This is a genomic window from Kribbella sp. CA-253562 (genome assembly GCF_050942265.1).
Lineage (GTDB): Bacteria > Actinomycetota > Actinomycetes > Propionibacteriales > Kribbellaceae > Kribbella.
On record NZ_CP192049.1, the window covers coordinates 599,009 to 618,066 of the forward strand.

The 19,058-nt window shown below is 70.3% G+C and carries 13 protein-coding genes; 9 read left to right on the forward strand and 4 right to left on the reverse strand.

Annotated elements, in window-relative coordinates; translation table 11 throughout:
• Window positions 1–123 precede the first annotated feature (123 nt).
• The 3 genes from ACQPXM_RS02935 (at window position 124) to ACQPXM_RS02945 (ending at window position 4,541) form a co-directional block, all read left to right on the forward strand.
• Window positions 124–2,427: a sodium-translocating pyrophosphatase gene (locus ACQPXM_RS02935; RefSeq protein ID WP_432944451.1), complete on the forward strand. Its 2,304-nt coding sequence runs from the start codon at window positions 124–126 to the stop codon at window positions 2,425–2,427.
• A 372-nt stretch (window positions 2,428–2,799) separates the two neighbouring features.
• Complete coding sequence (locus tag ACQPXM_RS02940; protein WP_432944453.1) at window positions 2,800–3,786, forward strand: ABC transporter ATP-binding protein; 987 nt, start codon at window positions 2,800–2,802, stop codon at window positions 3,784–3,786.
• The gene (locus ACQPXM_RS02945; protein ID WP_432944455.1) at window positions 3,786–4,541 is read left to right on the forward strand and encodes a hypothetical protein; all 756 of its coding nucleotides are present in this window, start codon (window positions 3,786–3,788) and stop codon (window positions 4,539–4,541) included. The genes ACQPXM_RS02940 and ACQPXM_RS02945 overlap by 1 nt, the downstream gene beginning before the upstream one ends.
• A 122-nt stretch (window positions 4,542–4,663) precedes the next feature.
• Here ACQPXM_RS02945 and ACQPXM_RS02950 read toward each other — a convergent pair whose 3' ends face one another.
• Entirely contained in the window at window positions 4,664–5,500 is an 837-nt protein-coding gene (locus tag ACQPXM_RS02950; RefSeq protein WP_432944457.1) for a hypothetical protein, read from the reverse strand.
• A gap of 209 nt (window positions 5,501–5,709) precedes the next feature.
• On the opposite strand from ACQPXM_RS02950, the gene ACQPXM_RS02955 reads away from it, so the two are divergent.
• The 3 genes from ACQPXM_RS02955 to ACQPXM_RS02965 are packed head-to-tail and all read left to right on the forward strand — an operon-like array spanning window position 5,710 to window position 8,734.
• Complete coding sequence (locus tag ACQPXM_RS02955) at window positions 5,710–6,498, forward strand: DUF2785 domain-containing protein (protein ID WP_432944459.1); 789 nt, start codon at window positions 5,710–5,712, stop codon at window positions 6,496–6,498.
• Complete coding sequence (locus ACQPXM_RS02960) at window positions 6,495–7,283, forward strand: class I SAM-dependent methyltransferase (RefSeq protein ID WP_432944461.1); 789 nt, start codon at window positions 6,495–6,497, stop codon at window positions 7,281–7,283. Before ACQPXM_RS02955 ends, ACQPXM_RS02960 begins: the two co-directional genes overlap by 4 nt.
• A gap of 14 nt (window positions 7,284–7,297) precedes the next feature.
• Window positions 7,298–8,734, forward strand: coding sequence for a DUF7059 domain-containing protein (locus ACQPXM_RS02965; protein ID WP_432944463.1), 1,437 nt, complete (start codon window positions 7,298–7,300; stop codon window positions 8,732–8,734).
• Here the strand turns inward: ACQPXM_RS02965 and ACQPXM_RS02970 are convergent.
• The 3 genes from ACQPXM_RS02970 to ACQPXM_RS02980 form a co-directional block, all read right to left on the reverse strand.
• Window positions 8,728–10,290: a diguanylate cyclase gene (locus tag ACQPXM_RS02970; RefSeq protein ID WP_432944465.1), complete on the reverse strand. Its 1,563-nt coding sequence runs from the start codon at window positions 10,288–10,290 to the stop codon at window positions 8,728–8,730. The genes ACQPXM_RS02965 and ACQPXM_RS02970 overlap by 7 nt on opposite strands.
• 33 nt (window positions 10,291–10,323) lie before the next feature.
• The gene (locus ACQPXM_RS02975) at window positions 10,324–11,883 is read right to left on the reverse strand and encodes a diguanylate cyclase domain-containing protein (protein WP_432944467.1); all 1,560 of its coding nucleotides are present in this window, start codon (window positions 11,881–11,883) and stop codon (window positions 10,324–10,326) included.
• Between the two features lie 161 nt (window positions 11,884–12,044).
• On the reverse strand, window positions 12,045–13,307 hold the full coding sequence (locus ACQPXM_RS02980) for a cytochrome P450 (protein ID WP_432944469.1): 1,263 nt from the start codon (window positions 13,305–13,307) through the stop codon (window positions 12,045–12,047).
• Window positions 13,308–13,847: 540 nt separating this feature from the next.
• Here ACQPXM_RS02980 and ACQPXM_RS02985 point away from each other — a divergent pair.
• The 3 genes from ACQPXM_RS02985 to ACQPXM_RS02995 all read left to right on the forward strand — a co-directional run bounded on the left by ACQPXM_RS02985 (window position 13,848) and on the right by ACQPXM_RS02995 (window position 18,955).
• The gene (locus ACQPXM_RS02985; protein ID WP_432944471.1) at window positions 13,848–15,137 is read left to right on the forward strand and encodes an alpha/beta hydrolase family protein; all 1,290 of its coding nucleotides are present in this window, start codon (window positions 13,848–13,850) and stop codon (window positions 15,135–15,137) included.
• Window positions 15,138–15,704: 567 nt separating this feature from the next.
• Entirely contained in the window at window positions 15,705–18,479 is a 2,775-nt protein-coding gene (gene topA / locus ACQPXM_RS02990; RefSeq protein WP_432944473.1) for a type I DNA topoisomerase, read from the forward strand.
• Window positions 18,480–18,496: 17 nt separating this feature from the next.
• Window positions 18,497–18,955, forward strand: coding sequence for a Fur family transcriptional regulator (locus ACQPXM_RS02995; protein ID WP_432944475.1), 459 nt, complete (start codon window positions 18,497–18,499; stop codon window positions 18,953–18,955).
• Window positions 18,956–19,058: the final 103 nt, after the last annotated feature.

Here is a 19,058-nt window from a genome sequence, read left to right on the forward strand (position 1 = left end):
TCGAGGACCGGTTAGAGTGACCCACCGCGCCAGGTGATTGGCGTTGTTTCGTATTCCCCAACCCTCTCGGTTGCGGCAGGACGGGGGCCGTCACGCCCTGAGGGTTGCCTACAAGGAGGACGGATGTCCGCGCTTTCAGTACAAGCGGTGGATCTGTCGTCGAGCAACACCATGTTGGTGGTCGTCGTCGGAGTGATCGCGTTACTTGCGGTCATCATCGCGATGGTGTTCCGCAGCCAGGTGCTTGCCGCGAACGACGGCACCGAGAGCATGAAGACGATCGCCCTGGCGGTGCAGGAAGGCGCTTCCGCCTATCTGTCCCGGCAGTTCAAGACACTGGCCTGGTTCGCCCTGGCGGCGTTCCTGCTGCTGTTCCTGCTGCCCGCGCACAGTGACGGCGACAACGACACCGCGCTGAAGATCTGGCGATCGATCTTCTTCCTGGTCGGGGCGGGCTTCTCCGCCACCATCGGCTACCTGGGCATGTGGCTGGCCACCCGCGCCAACGTCCGGGTCGCCGCGGCCGCGCGCAGCGAAGGACGCGAGCCCGCCATGCGCGTCGCCTTCCGCACCGGTGGCACCGTCGGCATGGCCACCGTCGGCCTCGGCCTGCTCGGCGCCGCCGCGGTGGTGCTGTTCTTCAAGGGCGACGCCCCGACCGTGCTGGAGGGCTTCGGCTTCGGCGCCGCCATGCTGGCCATGTTCATGCGGGTCGGCGGTGGCATCTTCACCAAGGCCGCCGACGTCGGCGCCGACCTGGTCGGCAAGGTCGAGCAGAACATCCCCGAGGACGACCCCCGCAACGCGGCGACCATCGCCGACAACGTGGGCGACAACGTCGGTGACTGCGCCGGTATGGCCGCGGACCTGTTCGAGTCCTACGCCGTGATGCTGGTCGCCTCGCTGATCCTGGGCAAGGCCGCCTTCGGCGAGCAGGGCCTGGTCTTCCCGCTGATCGTGCCGGCCATCGGTGCGGTCACCGCGGTGCTGGGTGTCTACCTGACCCGTCCGCGAGTCGGCGAGAACGGCCTGCGCACGATCAACCGGGCCTTCTACATCTCCGCACTGGTCTCGGCCGTGCTGTGTGCGATCGCCGCGTTCGTCTACCTCCCGGGCAACTTCGCGGACCTGACCAACGCCACCGACGCGATCGCCGCCAACGACGGCGACCCGCGCGTCATCGCCACCGTCTCGGTGCTGATCGGCATCGTGCTGGCCGCGGTCATCCTGGCGCTGACCGGCTACTACACCGGCACCGAGGACAAGCCGGTCAAGGACGTCGGCAAGACGTCGCTGACCGGTGCCGCCACGGTGATCCTGTCCGGCATCTCGGTCGGCTTCGAGTCGGCCGTCTACACCGCCCTGGTGATCGCCGCCGCCGTGTACGGCGCGTTCCTGGTCGGCGGCGGCGGTGTGGTCGCGCTGTTCGCGATCGCGCTGGCCGGGTGTGGTCTGCTCACCACCGTCGGCGTCATCGTCGCGATGGACACCTTCGGCCCGGTCTCGGACAACGCGCAGGGCATCGCCGAGATGTCCGGCGACGTGGACGGCGAGGCCGCCCAGATCCTGACCGAGCTGGACGCCGTCGGCAACACCACCAAGGCGATCACCAAGGGCATCGCGATCGCCACCGCCGTCCTGGCCGCGACCGCGCTGTTCGGGTCCTACACCGACTCGATCTACTCGGTGCTGAACGACGCCGGCGACGCCGCGTTCAACGCCGACGCGCTGGTCTTCGACCCCTCCACCCTGGTCGGCCTGATCATCGGTGCCGCGGTCGTGTTCATGTTCTCCGGTCTCGCGATCAACGCCGTCGGCCGGGCCGCCGGCGCGGTCGTCTACGAGGTCCGTCGCCAGTTCCGCGACATCCCCGGGATCATGGAGGGCACCGGCAAGCCGGAGTACGGCAAGGTCGTCGACATCTGCACCAAGGACTCGCTGCGTGAGCTGGCCACTCCCGGTCTGCTCGCGATCGCGGCCCCGATCGCGGTCGGCTTCGGTCTGGGGGCGTCGGCGCTGGCCGGCTACCTGGCCGGTGCGATCGCGGCCGGCACGCTGATGGCGGTGTTCCTGGCCAACTCCGGTGGCGCCTGGGACAACGCGAAGAAGCTGGTCGAGGACGGCAACCACGGCGGCAAGGGCTCGCCGGCGCACGAGGCCACCATCATCGGTGACACCGTGGGCGACCCGTTCAAGGACACCGCCGGCCCGGCCATCAACCCGCTGATCAAGGTGATGAACCTGGTCTCGGTGCTGATCGCCCCGGCCGTCGTCGGTCTGTCCAGCATCGGCGAGGACACCAACACCCCGCTGCGCATCGTCATCGCGCTGGTCGCGGTGGCCGTCATCGCGGCGGCCGTGATCGTGTCCAAGCGGCGCGAGTCGGTCATCTCCGACACCCCGGCGGCAGCCAACGTCGCCGCCTGATCCATCCGCAGTACCGCAACGGCCCGCCGGAGTTCTCCGGCGGGCCGTTGTGCGTTCATCCCGCCGACGAGGCTTGCGCCACAGGGCACTCGACGTTCGGGGCTCGCCATCAAGTGGCAGTGACTACCGCCTCTTTCGTCGTCGGCGCGCCGACTTTCGGCTGATGTCCCACGACCCCGTCGTGCGGGATGCTCAAGGGGACGCTCAGGGACTTGCCCGATGGCTGCCGGGCGGGTGGAAACGGAAGACTCCATCCCCAGGTGGACACACCGGATCCGTCCCGGGTCCGATGCGACCGGGCAGCCGCGCCTCGATACTGAGGTGGGCTGCCCGCCCTGACATCCGGCGCGCTACCGAACGAGGAGTACGGCGATGATCGAGGCACAAGGCCTCACCAAGCGATACGGCGCAACCGTTGCCGTTGACAACCTGTCTTTCGAGGTGAAACCCGGCAAGGTGACCGGCTTCCTCGGCCCGAACGGGGCCGGCAAGTCCACCACCATGCGGATGATCCTCGGCCTGGACACCCCGACCTCCGGCGACGTCCGGATCGACGGCCAGCACTACGTCGACCTGAAGCAGCCGCTGCGCAAGGTCGGCGCGCTGCTGGACGCCAAGTGGGTGCACCCCAACCGGTCCGCCCGGGCCCACCTGCTCTGGATGGCCGCGTCGAACCAGCTGCCCAAGCAGCGCGTCGACGAGGTGCTGGAGATCGTCGGCCTGACCGAAGTGGCCGGCAAGCGGGCCGGTGCCTACTCGCTCGGCATGTCCCAGCGGCTCGGCATCGCCGGCGCCCTGCTGGGCGACCCCGAGATCCTGCTGTTCGACGAGCCGGTCAACGGTCTCGACCCCGAGGGCATCGTCTGGATCCGCAAGTTCATGCACCGGCTGGCCGACGAGGGCCGGACGGTGTTCGTCTCCAGCCACCTGCTGTCGGAGATGGCGCTGACGGCCGAGGAACTGGTCGTCATCGGCCGCGGCCGGCTGATCTCGCAGACCAGCACCAAGCAGTTCGTCGACGAGGCCAGCGGCAACAGCATCAAGGTTCGCAGCCCGCAGCTCGACCAGCTGCAGAGCGTGCTGCAGCAGGGCAACCTGGCGACCCGGATCGAGGACGTCAAGGACGAGGGCAAGGTGCTCTTCGTCGACGGCAAGGTGACCACCGACCAGGTCGGCGAGGCCGCCGCCGCGCAGGGCATCGTGCTGCACGAGCTGACTCTGCAGCGCGGTTCGCTGGAGCAGGCCTTCATGCAGATGACCGGCGACTCGGTCGAGTACCACGCACACGACGGCCAGGAACAGGTGGCACCGCCGGTGCCGCCGGCCGAGATCGTCGTGGCGGAAGAGGAGAAGAACTGATGTCCCTCGTCACCGTGGAGCGGATCAAGCTCTTCAGCACCCGCTCGCCGTGGTGGTGCCTGGCGCTGGCGCTGCTGCTGGCCGACGGCTTCATCACGCTCGGCTTCGTCTTCACCCCCGACGACATCAGCCGCGACTTCCGCCCGGTCGACACCCAGGGCACCTACCTGTTCGGCATGATCGTGATGATGGTGATGGCCACCCTCGCGGTCACCACCGAGTACCGGTTCGGCACCATCCGGACCAGCTTCCTGTCGGTGCCCAAGCGCACGCCGATGCTGCTGGCCAAGACCGGTGTCGCGGCCGTGCTGAGCGGCGTCGTCGGACTGGTCAGCGCGTTCGGCGCGCTGCTGCTCGGCCGGATCCTGGTCCCCGACGCCGACCTGGCGCTGAACAGCGCCGCCGACTGGCGCGGTGTGCTCGGCGTCGCGCCGGTCTACTTCCTGGCCGCGATCTTCGCGGTCGCGGTCGGCATCCTGGTCCGGCAGAGCGCCGGCGCGCTGGCGATCGTGATCTGCTGGCCGCTGCTGCTCGAGGGCATCGGCCTGGCGATCCCGAAGGTCGGCGAGTTCATCGGCGACTGGGGCCCGTTCTCCCGGGTGAGCTGGTTCCTCAACGGCGACCAGGGCGCCGTACCCGGTGGTGGCGAGACGACCTCGGTGATGTCGCCGGCCTGGTCGCTGGTGTACTTCGCCGCCTGGGCCGTCGCCCTGCTGATCGTCGCCCTGGTGGTGGCGAAGAAGCGCGACGCCTGACCCACGGACGGCCGCCGGATCAGGGGACCCGGCGGCCCACCACCCGGCCGGGCTGAGGGGTCCTGGCCGCCACGGCCCGTGGAGTATCCGCTCCGGCGGACGCTCCACGGGCCGCTTCGTCGTCAGCGGCAGTTCTTGCCGTTGACGATCTTCCAGTTGCCCTGGTTCGGGACGATCCGTTTCTGGTAGCAGGCCACGGAGTTGATCTCGCCGAGGCTCTTGAGGGTGTTGAAGATCCCGCCGAGCGAGATCCCGGGCGCGACCTTGCAGATCAGGTCGGCCGCTTCCTTGATCTTGCCCTTCAACTTGGTGATCCCCTTGCAGGTCAGGTAGGCGGCACCACCGCCGATGGCGATCATCGCGCCGAGCACCAGCTGGACTTCGGCACCGGTCAGGTTCAGGTAGACGCCCCGGCCGAAGGTGAGCTTCGGGTCCAGGGTGAGCGGGTAGCGGGCGCCGGTGGCGTCGACGTGCTGGACCAGCCGGTTGCCGTCGGCGGTGTACCAGGTCGGGATCTGCTTGCCGTCGGCATCGATCGCCCACGGCGCCTCGATCACGCCGGTCAGGTCGGTGCCGGGGCGGGTGATCAGGAAGCCGGCTCCCGCGGGCTCGAGCTTCCAGCCCGGCTGCGGCGAGACGTCGTACCGGGCGCTGGTTCCGTGGCGCAGGACGGTCAGGACCTGTCCACCGTCGGGGAGCCGGCGTACCTCCGAGTTACGCCGGTCGGCCGCGGAGATGGTGTGACCGACGCCTTCCTGCGCCACTGTCACGCTCTTGGCGTCGGTGCGGGCCTCGACCGCCGGCCGCGCGGTGCCGAGCTGGTCCGGGCCGCGGGCGGCCAGGGCCCGTTCCACGACCGCGGCGGTGTCGCCGGCCGGTACGGCCGAGGCCTGGGTGGCCGACAAGGCCACCGCGGCGGTCAGTACGGCGACGAGAGATGTCCGGGCGATGATGCGCATCGGTGCTCCTTCGATCGGTGACTGGTCCCTGCCAGTAGGCAGCGCCGCCGGGAGCCGCTGCCAGGGTTTCTGCAGGTAGCTGCAGGTTCCGTGATCGACGCAACGTGATCGCGATCCGATGGTGACGCCGCGGCGCTTGCGATCGAGACGACCCGAGGTTCCGGGGGCGGAAGTGGCGGCGTAGTTGCTGATTGGTTAGGTTCCCTGTCATGACCGACTGGGCGCTGGTGCGTGCTGAGGGCTTCGCGGTTCCGCCGGATCGGCCGATCATCGACCTGGTGGCCGAGTTGTCCGGGATGCTGCGGTCGCCGGATCCGGTGGTGCGGGACGGGCAGGCCTACGCGACGCTGGCGACCTGGATCGGCCAGGGGGTACTCGCGCCGGAGCTGCTGCGGGAGCTCGGGGACGAGCTGGCCGGGCGGTTCGCGGACCCGGAGATCCAGGCGCGGACGTTCGCGCCGCTGGTGCTCGACGCGATCGTCTCGGCCGGGGTGTTCGAGCCGGCCTGGGTGCCGCCGTTCGAGCGCTGGTACGTCGCCGAGGAGGACCTGCGCGGGTACGACGCGAAGCTCGGCTGGCTGCACGCCGTCGCCCACGGTGCCGACCTGCTCGGGGCTCTCGGACGCCTGCCCGCCGTCGAGCCGGTCGAGATGCTCCGGCTCGGCGTCGGACGCATGCTGACGCCGACGGACCACGTCTGGCGCGACCTGGAGGACGACCGGCTCGGCTACGCCCTGGCGGCCACGCTGACGCGCACCGACTTGCTGGAGACCGACGCGACCGGCTGGCTCGACCCGGTCGCCCGGGTGCTGGCCAACCACCCGGCGGACGGCGTCCGCCCGGAGGTCAGCAACACGCTGCGCACTCTCCGGGTCCTCTACGTCCTGGTCGACCGGGGCGTTCGCATCAACGACAGCGTCGTCCAGGTGCCGCATCGTGAGCTGGTGCGGGACAAGCTCGCGGATGTGCTCCGCACGGCGACGCCGTACTTCCTGTGATCACCAAGGACATCCAGGGCAACTACGCCCGCGTCGCGGCGGCGTACGACGGCGCGTGGGCCGATGTGCTCGCCGTCCATGCCAGAGCCGTCGCCGACCGGCTGCCGCTCGCCGGTGCCCGGCGAGTGGCCGAGCTGGGCTGTGGGCCCGGCCGCCTGCTGAGCCACCTGGCCGCGCTGGCGCCACAGGCCCAGGTCATCGGCGCCGACCTGACCGAGGCGATGATCCGGCGCGCGCCCGCCGAGTACGGGCGCGTGGTGGCCGATGTACAGGCGCTGCCGTTCGCGGCGGAGTCGCTGGATGCCGTGGTGATGCCGTTCGTGCTGTTCCACCTGCCCGACCTGCCGCTGGCTCTGTCCGCGGTACGACGCTCGCTCGCGCCAGGCGGCTCGTTCGCCGCGGTCACCTGGTCCGGACACGACCCGCACCCGGCCTACGACGTGTGGGTGCGGGTGATCGACGAGCACGACGCTCCGGCCGACCCGTCGCCGCAGATGCCGTCGAACGCCGTCACGTCGGACCCGGCGAAGCTGGCAGCCGCGCTGGAGACCGCCGGCTTCGGGCAGGTCGACATCACCGTCGAGCGGTTCCGGCACCAGCCGACCGCCGCGGAGTTCCTGGCCCACTCGCGGGTGATCGGGTCGATGGCCCGGCGGCTCGACCTGCTGCCGCCCGAGCGTCGTACGGCGTGCCTGACGGCGGCCGAACGCGCCTTGGCCGAGCTGGCCCCGGGGGACTTCGTCGAGTCGGGCACCATCCTCTACAGCACCGCTCGTGCCGCCTAGGCGAGGATGGGTCCATGAGTGACCTGTCGAGTGGTCTGGTGGATCGGCTGCGTGGACTGTTCGAGACGGCGGACTACACCGTCGAAGGCGTCGCGGAGCGACTGGGCCGCCGGGCCAACGCCGCACTCGCACGCAACGAGACCACTCTGGCGTACCGGCAGACCAGCGGGGGGGACACGCTCGACACGCTGATCCGCCTGTTCCTCCTGCAGCGGCCGGTGCCGGGAACCCTGCTGGACAAGGAGATCCTGGCCGAACTGCTTGCCCTGGGCATCGTCACCGCGCAGGGCGACGAGGTGCTCGCGGCGATCGACATCCGCCCGTACGCCGAGGACGACCGCGCCTGGTGGGTCGTCGCCGACCCGACGCCGGGGCTGGACGGCCGGCGGACGCCGATGCGGTCCGACTACGTACTGGGGATCGCGCCGGCCAGCCTGAGCCTGGTCAAGCTGACCGTGCCGCTGAAGGTGGAGACCGCCCTCGACCTGGGCACCGGCTGCGGCATCCAGGCACTGCACCTGTCCGACCGGGCGAACCACATCGTCGCCACCGACGTGAACCCGCGTGCGCTTCAGCTGACGCGGTGGACGGCTGCGCTGAACCGGATCGACCTGGACGTACGTGACGGGTCCCTGTACGAGCCGGTGGCGGACCAGCGGTTCGACCTGATCGTCAGCAACCCGCCGTACGTGATTGCGCCGCCGAGCGACGGCAAGCTGACCTACCGCGAGACGGGGTTCGCCGGGGACGCAGTGGTCGAGCAGTTGGTCCGGCAGGCGCCGCAGCACCTGACCGAAGGCGGCTGGTGCCAGCTGCTGGCGAACTGGACCTGTGTGCGTGGCCAGGACTGGCAGGACCGCATAGCCGGCTGGACCGGAGACCGGGCCGCCTGGGCAGTACAGCGCGAGCAGCTGGATCCGGCGGAGTACGTCGAGCTGTGGCTGCGCGACGCGGGGCTGCACGGCCGGCCGGAGTACACCCAGCGGTACGACGAGTGGCTGGCCTGGCTGGACGACCAGCAGGTCGAGGCGATCGGCATGGGCTGGATCAACCTGCACAACGTCCCCGGTACGACGGACGCCGAGTCCTGGCCGTACGAGATCGAGCAGCCGATCGGCCCGCACGTCCTGCAACGCTTCCAGCGCCAGGAGAGTGTTCCCGACGACCTGACCGGCCTGTACCTCCGGCTGGCCGACGACGTGGTCCAGGAGACGGCCGGGCCGCCCGGAGCCGACGACCCGGCCACCATCGTGCTGCGCCGGCAGCGAGGCCTGCGACGGGCCGAGCAGGCCGACACCGTGCTCGCCGGATTCGTCGGGGCCTGCGACGGCGACCTGACCGTCGGCCAGATCCTCGGTGCCTTGGCCACGCTGCTCGACCGCGACGACCTGCAGGCCGAGTACCTGCCGGAGATCCGCCGACTCGTCGTGGAAGGCTTTCTCGACTACTGACGGCGCCGGTTGCGCTTCTCGGCGTACATCCGGCGGTCGGCCTCCCTCAGCAGGTCGGTGATCGGGATGCCGTCGGTGCTGGACGCCTGGCCGATGCTGAGGCGCAGCGTGGCGAACCACGGCTCGGCGGCCCCGGCCGCGATGCGTTCGGCGGCAGTGCGGATCCGCTCGACCAGCTCACGGGCACCGCGTTCGTCCGGGTTGTCCAGGACGACGACGAACTCGTCGCCACCGGCGCGCACGACCACGTCCTCCGCGCGGGACTGCTCGGTGAGCAACTGGGCGACCCGGCGCAGCACCTCGTCGCCGGAGGCGTGGCCGTGGCTGTCGTTGACCACCTTGAGGTTGTCGACGTCGATCGCGATGACGGCGATCGAGCGGCCGGAGTCGAGCGCCGCGCTCATCCGCTCGTCGAGCGCCCGCCGGTTGCCCACGCCGGTCAGCGGGTCCTCCCGGGCCGCGCGCCACTCGGCGTCGTGCCGGATGGACAGCTCGTGCGTCGCCAGCGCGCTGCGGACGGCGTACAGGCCGCGGAGCCGCTCCGCCCACCAGCCCCGGGTGATGGCGCGTGCGTACTGCAGACCGGCCGCCGCACCGGCGTCACCGGAATCAGCGGAGATCTGTACGGCGGTGTGCCGGACCAACGCCTCGACCGGCGGGTCCGAGGTCGGTGGCAGATCGGTCGTCGCCTGTCCCGCTGCTTCGAGCGCGTCGTCCAGCCGGCCGAGCGCCGCATACGTCTTGGCCAGGTAGGCCCCGGCGATCGCGGTCAGCTCCAGGTCACCGAGCTTGGCGAGCTGGTCCCGGCAGTCCTTGAGCACCACTGCCGCCCCGGCCGGATCGACGTCCCAGTTGCTCGCCGCCAGCCACATCCGGCCCGCCATCGGCCAGTAGCCGACCAGGTTCGCCCGCACGATCGCGTCGTTCGCGTCCGCCGCCCAGCGGCGCGCTTCGGCTCGCCGGTGCTGGATCTGGTCGTCGTACGACGAGTCGCCCAGCCGCTCCATCTCGTGTGCCCAGCGCAGGTTCGACTCGGCCAGGTTGAGGCGGTCGATGACCGGCGCCTCGGGCAGCCCGAGCGGGTCGCTGACGGTAGCGGCGGCGGCCTCGAAGTGCGGGATGCACAGCTCGAACAGCCGGAGCAGGTCGTAGGCGTAGCCGAGGCCGGTGTGCGCCCAGCTGGCCAGTCCGGCGTCGTACGTGCGGGACAGGGCGTTCTCGGCCGCGACCAGGTCGGTGACCGAGTCGCCGCCCTCACCGGTCCGGATCAGCGTGACGATACGCAGCGCCAGCGCGTTCGCCTCCCAGCCGGGCTCGTCGATCGTGCGGGCGATCCGGATGCAGCCGTCGACCGCGTCCAGCGCCTCCTCGGCGTCGGTGCCGTGGTGGGCCGCGACGGCACGGACGTACTCGGCCGCCGCCCGCTCGGGCGTCGGCTCCGGACCGAGGTCGGCCAGCAGCCGGCGGATGTCGAGCATCGCCTCGGCCGGACTGCCCGACTGGGCCCGCGCCATCGCCGCAGCGATCCGCGCGGTCACCCCCGACGTCTCCCGCACCCACTCCTCCACTCTCACCACCCCTGCCGCAACTCAGCGGTTGCGGCGTTTGTCCTCGTACAAGCGGCTGTCGGCCACTGCGACGAGCCGGTCGACCGGAATGCCCTCGGCGGTGGCCGCGTACCCGAGGCTCAGGCCGAGATTCGCCAGCCAGGGTTTGCTGGTCCCGGCGGCGATGCCGGACACCGCGGCGCGAATCCGCTCGGCCAGCTGGTAGCCGCCCTTCGCGTCCGGCTGGTCCAGCACCACGAAGAACTCGTCGCCGCCCGATCGAATCACGGCGTCGGTCGAACGGGCCTGTTCTACCAGCAGGTTTGCAACAACCTGCAGCAATTCGTCCCCGCAGGCGTGCCCGAAGGTGTCGTTGACGACCTTGAGGTCGTCCACGTCGATGGCCAGCAGCGTGACCGCGCGCTGGGAGTCGCGGGCCGCGGTCAGCCGCTCGTCCATCGCCCGGCGGTTGCCGATGCCGGTCAATGGGTCCTGCCGGGCCGCGTGCCACTCGGCGTCGTGCCGCGCGGACAGGTCGTGGGTGTCCAGTGCATGCCGTACGGCGTTCAGCGCGCGCCGCCGTTCCTTCCACCAGGCCCGGGCCACCGAGTGCGCGTAGTCCAACCCGGTGAGGGCTCCCGGGTCGCCTGCCAGCGCCGCCAGCTGGGCCTTGGTCTGCAGGACGAGCATCTGCGTCGACGGATCGGCCAACGGGATCAGGTCGTCGGCCGCGCGGGCAGCGGCCGCCTGAGCCTGTTCCAGCTCACCTGAGCGCTGCAAAGCCCTTGCCAGGTAGGCGCCTGCGATCGCCAGCCGCTCGGTCTCGCCCAGCTTGCTGATCTGGTCCCGGCAGTCGGTCAGTGCCGCGGCAGCCGCCACCGGGTCGCCGTCGGTCTCTGCCGCCGCCAGCCAGAGCCGGGCACTCACCCGCCAGTACTCCTGGTTCTCGTCGTCGACGATGACCCGCTCCGCGTCCCTGGCCCAGTACGCCGCCGACGCGAGCCGCTCCCGGATCTCCTGCTGGTACGCCGGATCGCCGAGCCGCTCGAGTTCGTGTGCCCAGCGCAGATGCGTCTCGGCCAGGTTGAGCCGGTCGATCGCCGGCGACTCGGCCAGCTCGAACACGTCGGCGTCGGTCTGCGTCGCGGCCTCGTAGTGCGGGATGCAGAGCTCGAACAGCCGCAGGACGTCGTACGCGTAGCCGAGGCCGGTGTGCGCCCAGGCGGCCAGCCCGGCGTCCGTCGTACGGCTCAGGGCGGCTTCGGCCGCGACCAGGTCGGCCACGGTGTCGCCGCCGCGGCCGCTGCGGGCAAGGTTGATGATCCGGATCGGGAAGGCGTTGGCCTCCCAGCCGGGCTCGTCGATCGCCCGGGCCACCGCCAGGCAGGCTTCCACTGCGGCGAGCGCCTCGTCGGCGTCGCTGGCGTGGTGGGCGGTGACGCCGCGGACGTACTCCGCGGCGGCCAGCGCGTAGCTGGGCTTCGGACCGAGCTCGGCCCGGATCGCCTCGATCTCCGCGGCGGCGGCATGGTGACCACCGGACTGTGCCAGCGTCATCGCCGCCGCGATCCGGGCTGTCAGCGGGCCCCCGTCCATCCCCATGGTGCTGCTCGGCCTTCCTGGTCTGAACCAGCTCGCAGGGTTGAGCCGGACCGCCCATTGTGGACCTGAGTCACCGCGCTGTCACGAGGTCGGCGAGATCTCCGGGCCTGACTTGACGCAGTCCTGTGGTTTCACCGCGTCACCAGGGGGAGAGGGAACGCTCAGCCGGCCGCCTGGCGGGAGCCCGCCGTGGCGTGCAGCTGTACCGGCAGCGACTCCACGCCGTACACGATCGAGAAGTCGCGGAAGCGCAGCTGCTCCTCGGCGACCGCCAGCGACAGGTCGGGGAACCGGTGCGCCAGCGCGGTGAACGCGGCCCGCAGCTCCATCCGGGCCAGCTCGGCGCCGACGCAGCGGTGCATGCCGTGGCCGAAGGCCAGATGTGCGGCGGGCGCCCGCTCAGGCCAGAAGTGCTCGGCGTTCGGACCGAAGACGGCCTTGTCGCGGTCGGCGCCGGACAGCGAGACGGCGACCAGGTCGCCCTTCTTCACCTGGTGGCCGAACAGTTCCTGGTCGTGCTTGGCGAACCGCGGGAAGGCGACCTGGACGACGGTCAGGTAGCGCAGCAGTTCCTCGACGATCGCGTCGACGGCGCCGGGCTCGTCGCGGATCCGGGCGAAGTTGTCCGGGTCGCGCAGCAGTACCAGCGTGCCGAGCGCGAGCATGCTGGCCGAGGTCTCGTAGCCGCCGAGGAAAACACCGTCGGCCAGGCCGCCGAGCTCGATGTCGTCGATGGTGTCGCCCTGCTCGCGGATGATCGAGCCGATCAGGCCGTCGCCGGGCTCCTTGCGCTGCTTGCGGACGATCTCGAACAGGAAGTCGCGCGATTCGCTGGCCGAGCCGAACACACCGATGCCGCCGCCGGACAGGTCGAACCGGGCCGGGCCGAGGGCGCGGAAGCGGTCGCGGTCGTCCTCCTCGACGCCGAGCAGGTCGGCGATCAGCAGGAACGGCACGTTGAAGGCGAAGTCGGCGACGATGTCGGCGACCGGGCCCTTGGCCTCCATCAGGTCGAGCTGGTCGTTGACGATCTTCTCGATCGCCGGTTCCAGCCGGGCCAGCCGGCGTTTGGTGAACTCCGGCGTGAGCAGCTTGCGCAGGCGGGTGTGGTCCGGCGGGTCGGTGAAGCCCAGGCCGCCGATGCCCTCCGACGGCTTGTTCGGGTCGGAGCCGACCAGCGGGCGGATGTCGTTGCTGAAGTTGGTGCTGTCGGCCAGCACGGCCTTGGCCTCGGCGTACCCGGAAACCATCCAGACGTTCAGCCCGAACAGGTGGGCCAGCTTGTGCACCGGTTCGGTCTCACGGATCTTCGCCATCTCCGGCGCCGGGTCGAGACCTTCGCGGCGCAACGGCATCGACACCTGGCGAGGGAACATCTTCATCTTCGACAGGTCCAGACCACCCTTGCGGGTGGTTCTGTTCAACAGCCGGCTGCCGACCCATTTCTTCAGGTATGTCGCAACCATTGACTCCCACGCGCCCTCTCTGAACAGCTGCCCCCGACGGCTTTCGTCTGCTTCGAAACTAGCCGTCGCGAGGACCAGAACTGATGGTGTTGGCACCACTTGGATGGTGGCGTTGGCACCACCATGGGAGGGGGCCACGGCCGTGCCAGCACGAAGCGTGTCACGTCCGAGGGCCCCGCTGCCACCGGAAACCACCTGTGCCGCACCCTGGAGTCCGGACCGGTGGGTTCGGGGGCCGGGTCAGGGAAAGACCAGCCGAAAGACGGATGTGCTCGCCGGTGAGGCGGTCACCCCCGCGGGTGTCAGGTTTTCGCCACGGCCAGGGCGGCCCGAAAGGGCAGGTTCGGCGGGCTCGCGGTGCGCGGCCGCGGTGTGGACATTGCCACATGTCGCTGGTTGTTGCGCTCGGCACACAACTGCCGTCGTCACGAAGTTGAGACCGGTTCTCCACGCCACGGAGGATCCCCGGCGGCGGTCCGGGCGGCGACGATGATGCGCATGGCGAACTGTCGAAGGATCAACCGTCGCGGTCTGACCGGCGTCCTCGCCGGACTGGTGGCTGCCGCACTGCTGACGGCGCCACTCACCGCGCAGGCGGGGACGGCTCAGGACCCCGACTACACACCGGTCACCTTCGACCTGCCCGAGCCGACCGGGCGCTACGACCTCGGCACCACCGAACTGCATCTGGTCGACCAGAGCCGGCAGGACTCGACGGCGCCCAGCGGAAAACGCGAACTGATGGTGAGCGTCTGGTACCCGGCCGCCGGGATGGGCGGCGACGCGCCGCCGGCCAAGTACATGCCGCAGAAGACGGCGGCGTACGTCGGGCGCCAGTGGTCCGACGCCTTCTGGCTGCCGGGCACCGTGCTCGACTTCGCCAACACCGAGACGCACGCGCGGGTCGGCGTACCGGTCCGGGCGGGCAAGCACCCGGTCGTGCTGTTCTCTCCGGGCTATCCGTTCAGCCGGTTCCTGAACACCCAGGCGGCCGAGGACCTGGCCAGCCGCGGGTACGTCGTGGTCGCCATGGACCACACCGGTGAGACGCCGGTGCAGTTTCCCGACGGGCGGTTCGTGCCCGGGCACAATCCGGACGAAGCGCCGACCGCGGAGCTGATCCACGACGTGGTGGACACCCGGACCGCCGACGCCCGGTTCGTGCTGAACCAGCTGGAGCAGCTGGACGCCGGCACCAACCCGGACGCCGAACGCCGCCGGCTGCCGCTCGGGCTGCGCAACAGCCTCGATCTGCGGCGTACCGGCATGTTCGGCTACTCGCTCGGCGGCTACACGACGGCGAACACGATGCTGCAGGACCGGCGGGTACGGAGCGGCGTGGACCTGGACGGCACGCTGTCGGACAGCAAGACCGAGCAGCTGGTCGGCGAGGTCGCGCGCAAGGGCCTGAACCGGCCCTTTCTGCTCTTCGGCTCGGACACCACCCAGCGCCTCGATCCCAAGGCGCCGAACTACGACCCGTCCTGGGCGTCGTTCTGGGCAGCCCAGCAGGGCTGGAAGCTCAACCTGCAGTTGAGGGACTCGGAGCATTTCGCGTTCTGCGACTTCCGGTTCGTTTTCGCCCAGCTGTTCCACCACGTCTACGGGGACGACGAGCTGATCCCGATCGCGGTGGGCAAACTGGTCGGCCGGGGTGACGAGGCCCAGGCGATCGCCGCTCAGCGCGAGTACCTGGCCGCGTTCTTCGACCAGACGCTGCGAGGCCGGCCGCAGTCGCTGCTGCGCAGGGAGTCCGGGAAGTTTCCGGCCGTGGGATTCGTGCGCTGACATCAACTCTCGCGAGGGAGGGCGTGCCGCCGATCGGCGCGGATGTTGCCTGAGGCAACGTTTTGATCTGATGCCTGGCGGCTGCCGGTCGGATCGCGTCAGCGCGGCTGGAAGCTCGATCTGAGCCTGCCACAGATCGTCGGCTCGCTGCTCGGCACGGTCGGCCCGGGCCGCAGTGTCCGTGCCCGCCGGACGTATCTCCGGGCGTACTTCGACCGGTTCCTGAAGACCCGGCCGCGGCCGCTGCCGCGGAAGGAGCCGCCGCGACCCCCGTCGTGTTCGTCCGCTGAGCGGATCCGTCTCGGCATTCGGGATCGCACGTGCGCGCGTCACGTGCGGGCGGAACAGGAGGTGCGGGAACTGCTCCGGGCCGGGGTTTTCCCGTGCTTTCCGTCACCCGAATGCGGCTCGTCGCGGCGCGACCGGTTACCGTGCGTTGAGAAATGCGTTGCTGTCGGCCGTACTCTGTCTTCGGGCAGGTCCGGTGCTCGGGGTGGCTCACGGGGAATGAGCAGTCCGGCCGCAGACGTTGGTCGGTCGTACGGGTCGTAGACAGCAAGGAGCGCAGTGGCAGGGGCAGCAGGGACCAAGACATCGTCCGGAACCGCGGCAGCGGGGACCGGTCGCCGGCTGGTGATCGTCGAGTCGCCGAAGAAGGCGCGGATGATCGCCGGTTTCCTGGGCGCCGGGTACGTGGTGGAGTCCAGCTTCGGCCACATCCGGGACCTGCCGAAGGGGGCCGACGAGATCCCCGCCAAGTACAAGGGACTGCCGTGGGCCCGGCTCGGCGTGAACATCGACGACCACTTCGACCCGCTGTACGTCGTACCGGCCGACAAGAAGGCGCAGATCCGCAAGCTCAAGGACCTGCTGAAGGACGCCGACGAGCTCTACCTCGCGACCGATGAGGACCGCGAGGGTGAAGCCATCGCGTGGCACCTGCTGGACGAGCTGAAGCCGAAGATCCCGGTCAAGCGGATGGTCTTCCACGAGATCACGCCGAAGGCGATCCAGGACGCGGTCGGCAACGCGCGGCAGATCAACGACGCGCTGGTCGACGCCCAGGAGGCCCGGCGGATCCTCGACCGGCTCTACGGCTACGAGGTCTCCCCGGTGCTGTGGAAGAAGGTCATGCCGAAGCTGTCGGCGGGCCGGGTCCAGTCGGTCGCGATCCGGATGGTGGTCGACCGCGAGCGAGAGCGGATCGCGTTCCGCAGCGCGTCGTACTGGGACCTGGACGCCACGCTGGACGCCGGCGAGGGAAAGACGCCCCGGCTGTTCCCGTCCCGGCTGGTCTCGGTGGACAGCCGGCGGATCGCCCAGGGCCGCGACTTCGCGCCGACCGGCGAGCTGAAGAGCCAGAACACGGTCCACCTGGACGAGTCGACCGCGACCGCGCTGGCCGCGGCGTTGCGCGACTCGCGGTTCACCGTGCGCTCGATCGAGTCCAAGCCGTACACCCGCAAGCCGTACGCGCCGTTCCGGACCACCACGCTGCAGCAGGAGGCCGGCCGCAAGCTCGGCATGTCCGCCTCGCAGACCATGCAGATCGCCCAGCGGCTGTACGAGAACGGCAACATCACCTACATGCGGACCGACTCGGTCACGCTGTCGGACACCGCGATCACCGCCGCCCGGGCCCAGGTCCGCGAGCTGTACGGCGCGTCGTACCTGCCGGACAAGCCGCGGGTCTACACCTCCAAGGTGAAGAACGCGCAGGAGGCGCACGAGGCGATCCGGCCGGCCGGTGAGCAGTTCCAGACCCCGGCGCAGACCGGGCTGTCGGGCGCGGAGTACCGGCTGTACGAGCTGATCTGGATGCGCACGATCGCGTCGCAGATGAAGGACGCGGCCGGTAACAGCGTCTCGATCAAGATCGACGCGAAGGCCTCCACGGGCGAGAACGTCGAGTTCACCTCGTCCGGCCGGGTGATCACGTTCCACGGCTTCCTCAAGGCCTACGTCGAGGGCGCCGACGACCCGTCGGCCGAGACCGACGACCGGGAGACCCAGATCCCGGACGTGGCCGAGGGCGACGTGCTGCCGGCCACCGAGGTGATCGCGTCGGGGCACGAGACCAAGCCGCCGTCGCGCTTCACCGAGGCGACGCTGATCGCCCAGCTGGAAGAGCGCGAGATCGGCCGGCCGTCGACGTACGCGTCGATCCTGGGCACGATCCAGGCCCGCGGCTACGTCTACAAGAAGGGCAACGCGCTGGTCCCGGCGTGGCTGGCCTTCGCCGTGGTCCGGCTGCTCGAAGAGCACTTCACCCGTTTGGTCGACTACGCGTTCACCGCCTCGATGGAGGACGTGCTGGACGACGTCGCGGCCGGCAACCAGCAGCGCGAGGGCGTGCTCGGCCGGTTCTACTTCGGCGACGACGACCTCGAGGGCCTGCAGTCGATGGTCAGCGACCTCGGCGACATCGACGCCCGGGAGATGTCCACCTTCCCGGTCGGCCCGCCGGACAGCGGCATCGTGGTCCGGGTCGGCCGCTACGGCCCGTACGTCGAGGGCCCGGACGAGACCCGCGCGAACGTGCCGGAGGACCTGCCGCCGGACGAGCTCACCGTCGACAAGGCGCGCGAGCTGCTCAGCCAGCCGTCGGGCGTCGAGGTCGAGCTCGGCAACACGCCGGACACCGGGCTCAAGGTGGTCGCGAAGGCGGGCCGGTTCGGTCCGTACGTGACCGAGGTGCTGCCCGAGGACGCGCCGAAGAGCGCGAAGCCGCGGACCGGTTCGCTGCTCAAGTCGATGACGCTGGACACCGTCACCCTGGACGACGCGCTGAAGCTGCTGTCGCTGCCGCGGGTGGTCGGCAAGGACCCGGAGTCCGGCGAGGAGATCACCGCGCAGAACGGCCGCTACGGGCCGTACCTGAAGAAGGGCACCGACTCGCGGTCGCTGCAGACCGAGGACCAGATCTTCGACATCACCCTCGAGGAGGCGCTGAAGATCTACGCCGAGCCCAAGCAGCGGGGCCGGCGGGCCGCCGCGCCGCCGCTCAAGGAGCTCGGCGAGGACCCGGAGTCCGGCAAGCCGGTGGTGGTGAAGGAGGGCCGCTTCGGTCCGTACGTCACCGACGGGGAGACCAACGCGACGCTGCGCAAGGACGACTCGGTCGACACGATCTCGCTGCTGCGGGCGGCCGAGCTGCTGGCCGACAAGCGGGCGCGCGGTCCGGTGAAGAAGACCGCGAAGAAGTCGCCGGCCAAGAAGACCGCCGCCAAGAAGACGACGGCCAAGAAGGCGACCACGAAGAAGACGGCCGCCAAGAAGAGCACGGCGAAGAAGACGACGGCGAAGAAGACGACCACGAAGGCCGCTGCGAAGAAGTCGTAGAAGGGTCAGACTGGAACATGGCGCCATCTCCGAAGGGTTCGGTCGCGAAAGGCCCGGCCGAGGTCACCGCGTTGCGGCTGCGGGAGCGTGGCGAGCGGGTCACGCCGGCCCGGCTCGCCGTCGTCGAGGTCCTGGCGAGCACCGACGAGCACCTGAGCGCGGAGCAGATCGGCGAACGCGCCGAGCAGCTCCGCCCGGGCATCCACCGGGCGACCGTCTACCGCGCGCTCGACGCCCTCGGCGAGTTCGGGCTGGTCACCCACGTCCACCTCGGCCGCGCCGGTACGACGTACCACCTGTCCGGGGAGCTGGCGCCCCGCCACCTGCACCTGCGCTGCTCCGAGTGCGGCACGGTGCTGGACGCCCCCGGCGACACCCTCGACCCGACCCGCCGCAAGCTCCAGCGCGACCTCGGCTTCCGGCTGGCCCCCGAGCAGGTGGCCCTGGTCGGGGTCTGCGCGGACTGCGCGGGCTGACCACACCGCTGGGACGGTCAGCGCCGGGTGTCCGGTTTCGGTCCGTGCAGAGGTGTCCATATCTGTTCATCGGTGTGGATATGTGAAGACAAGCCCCGTAGGC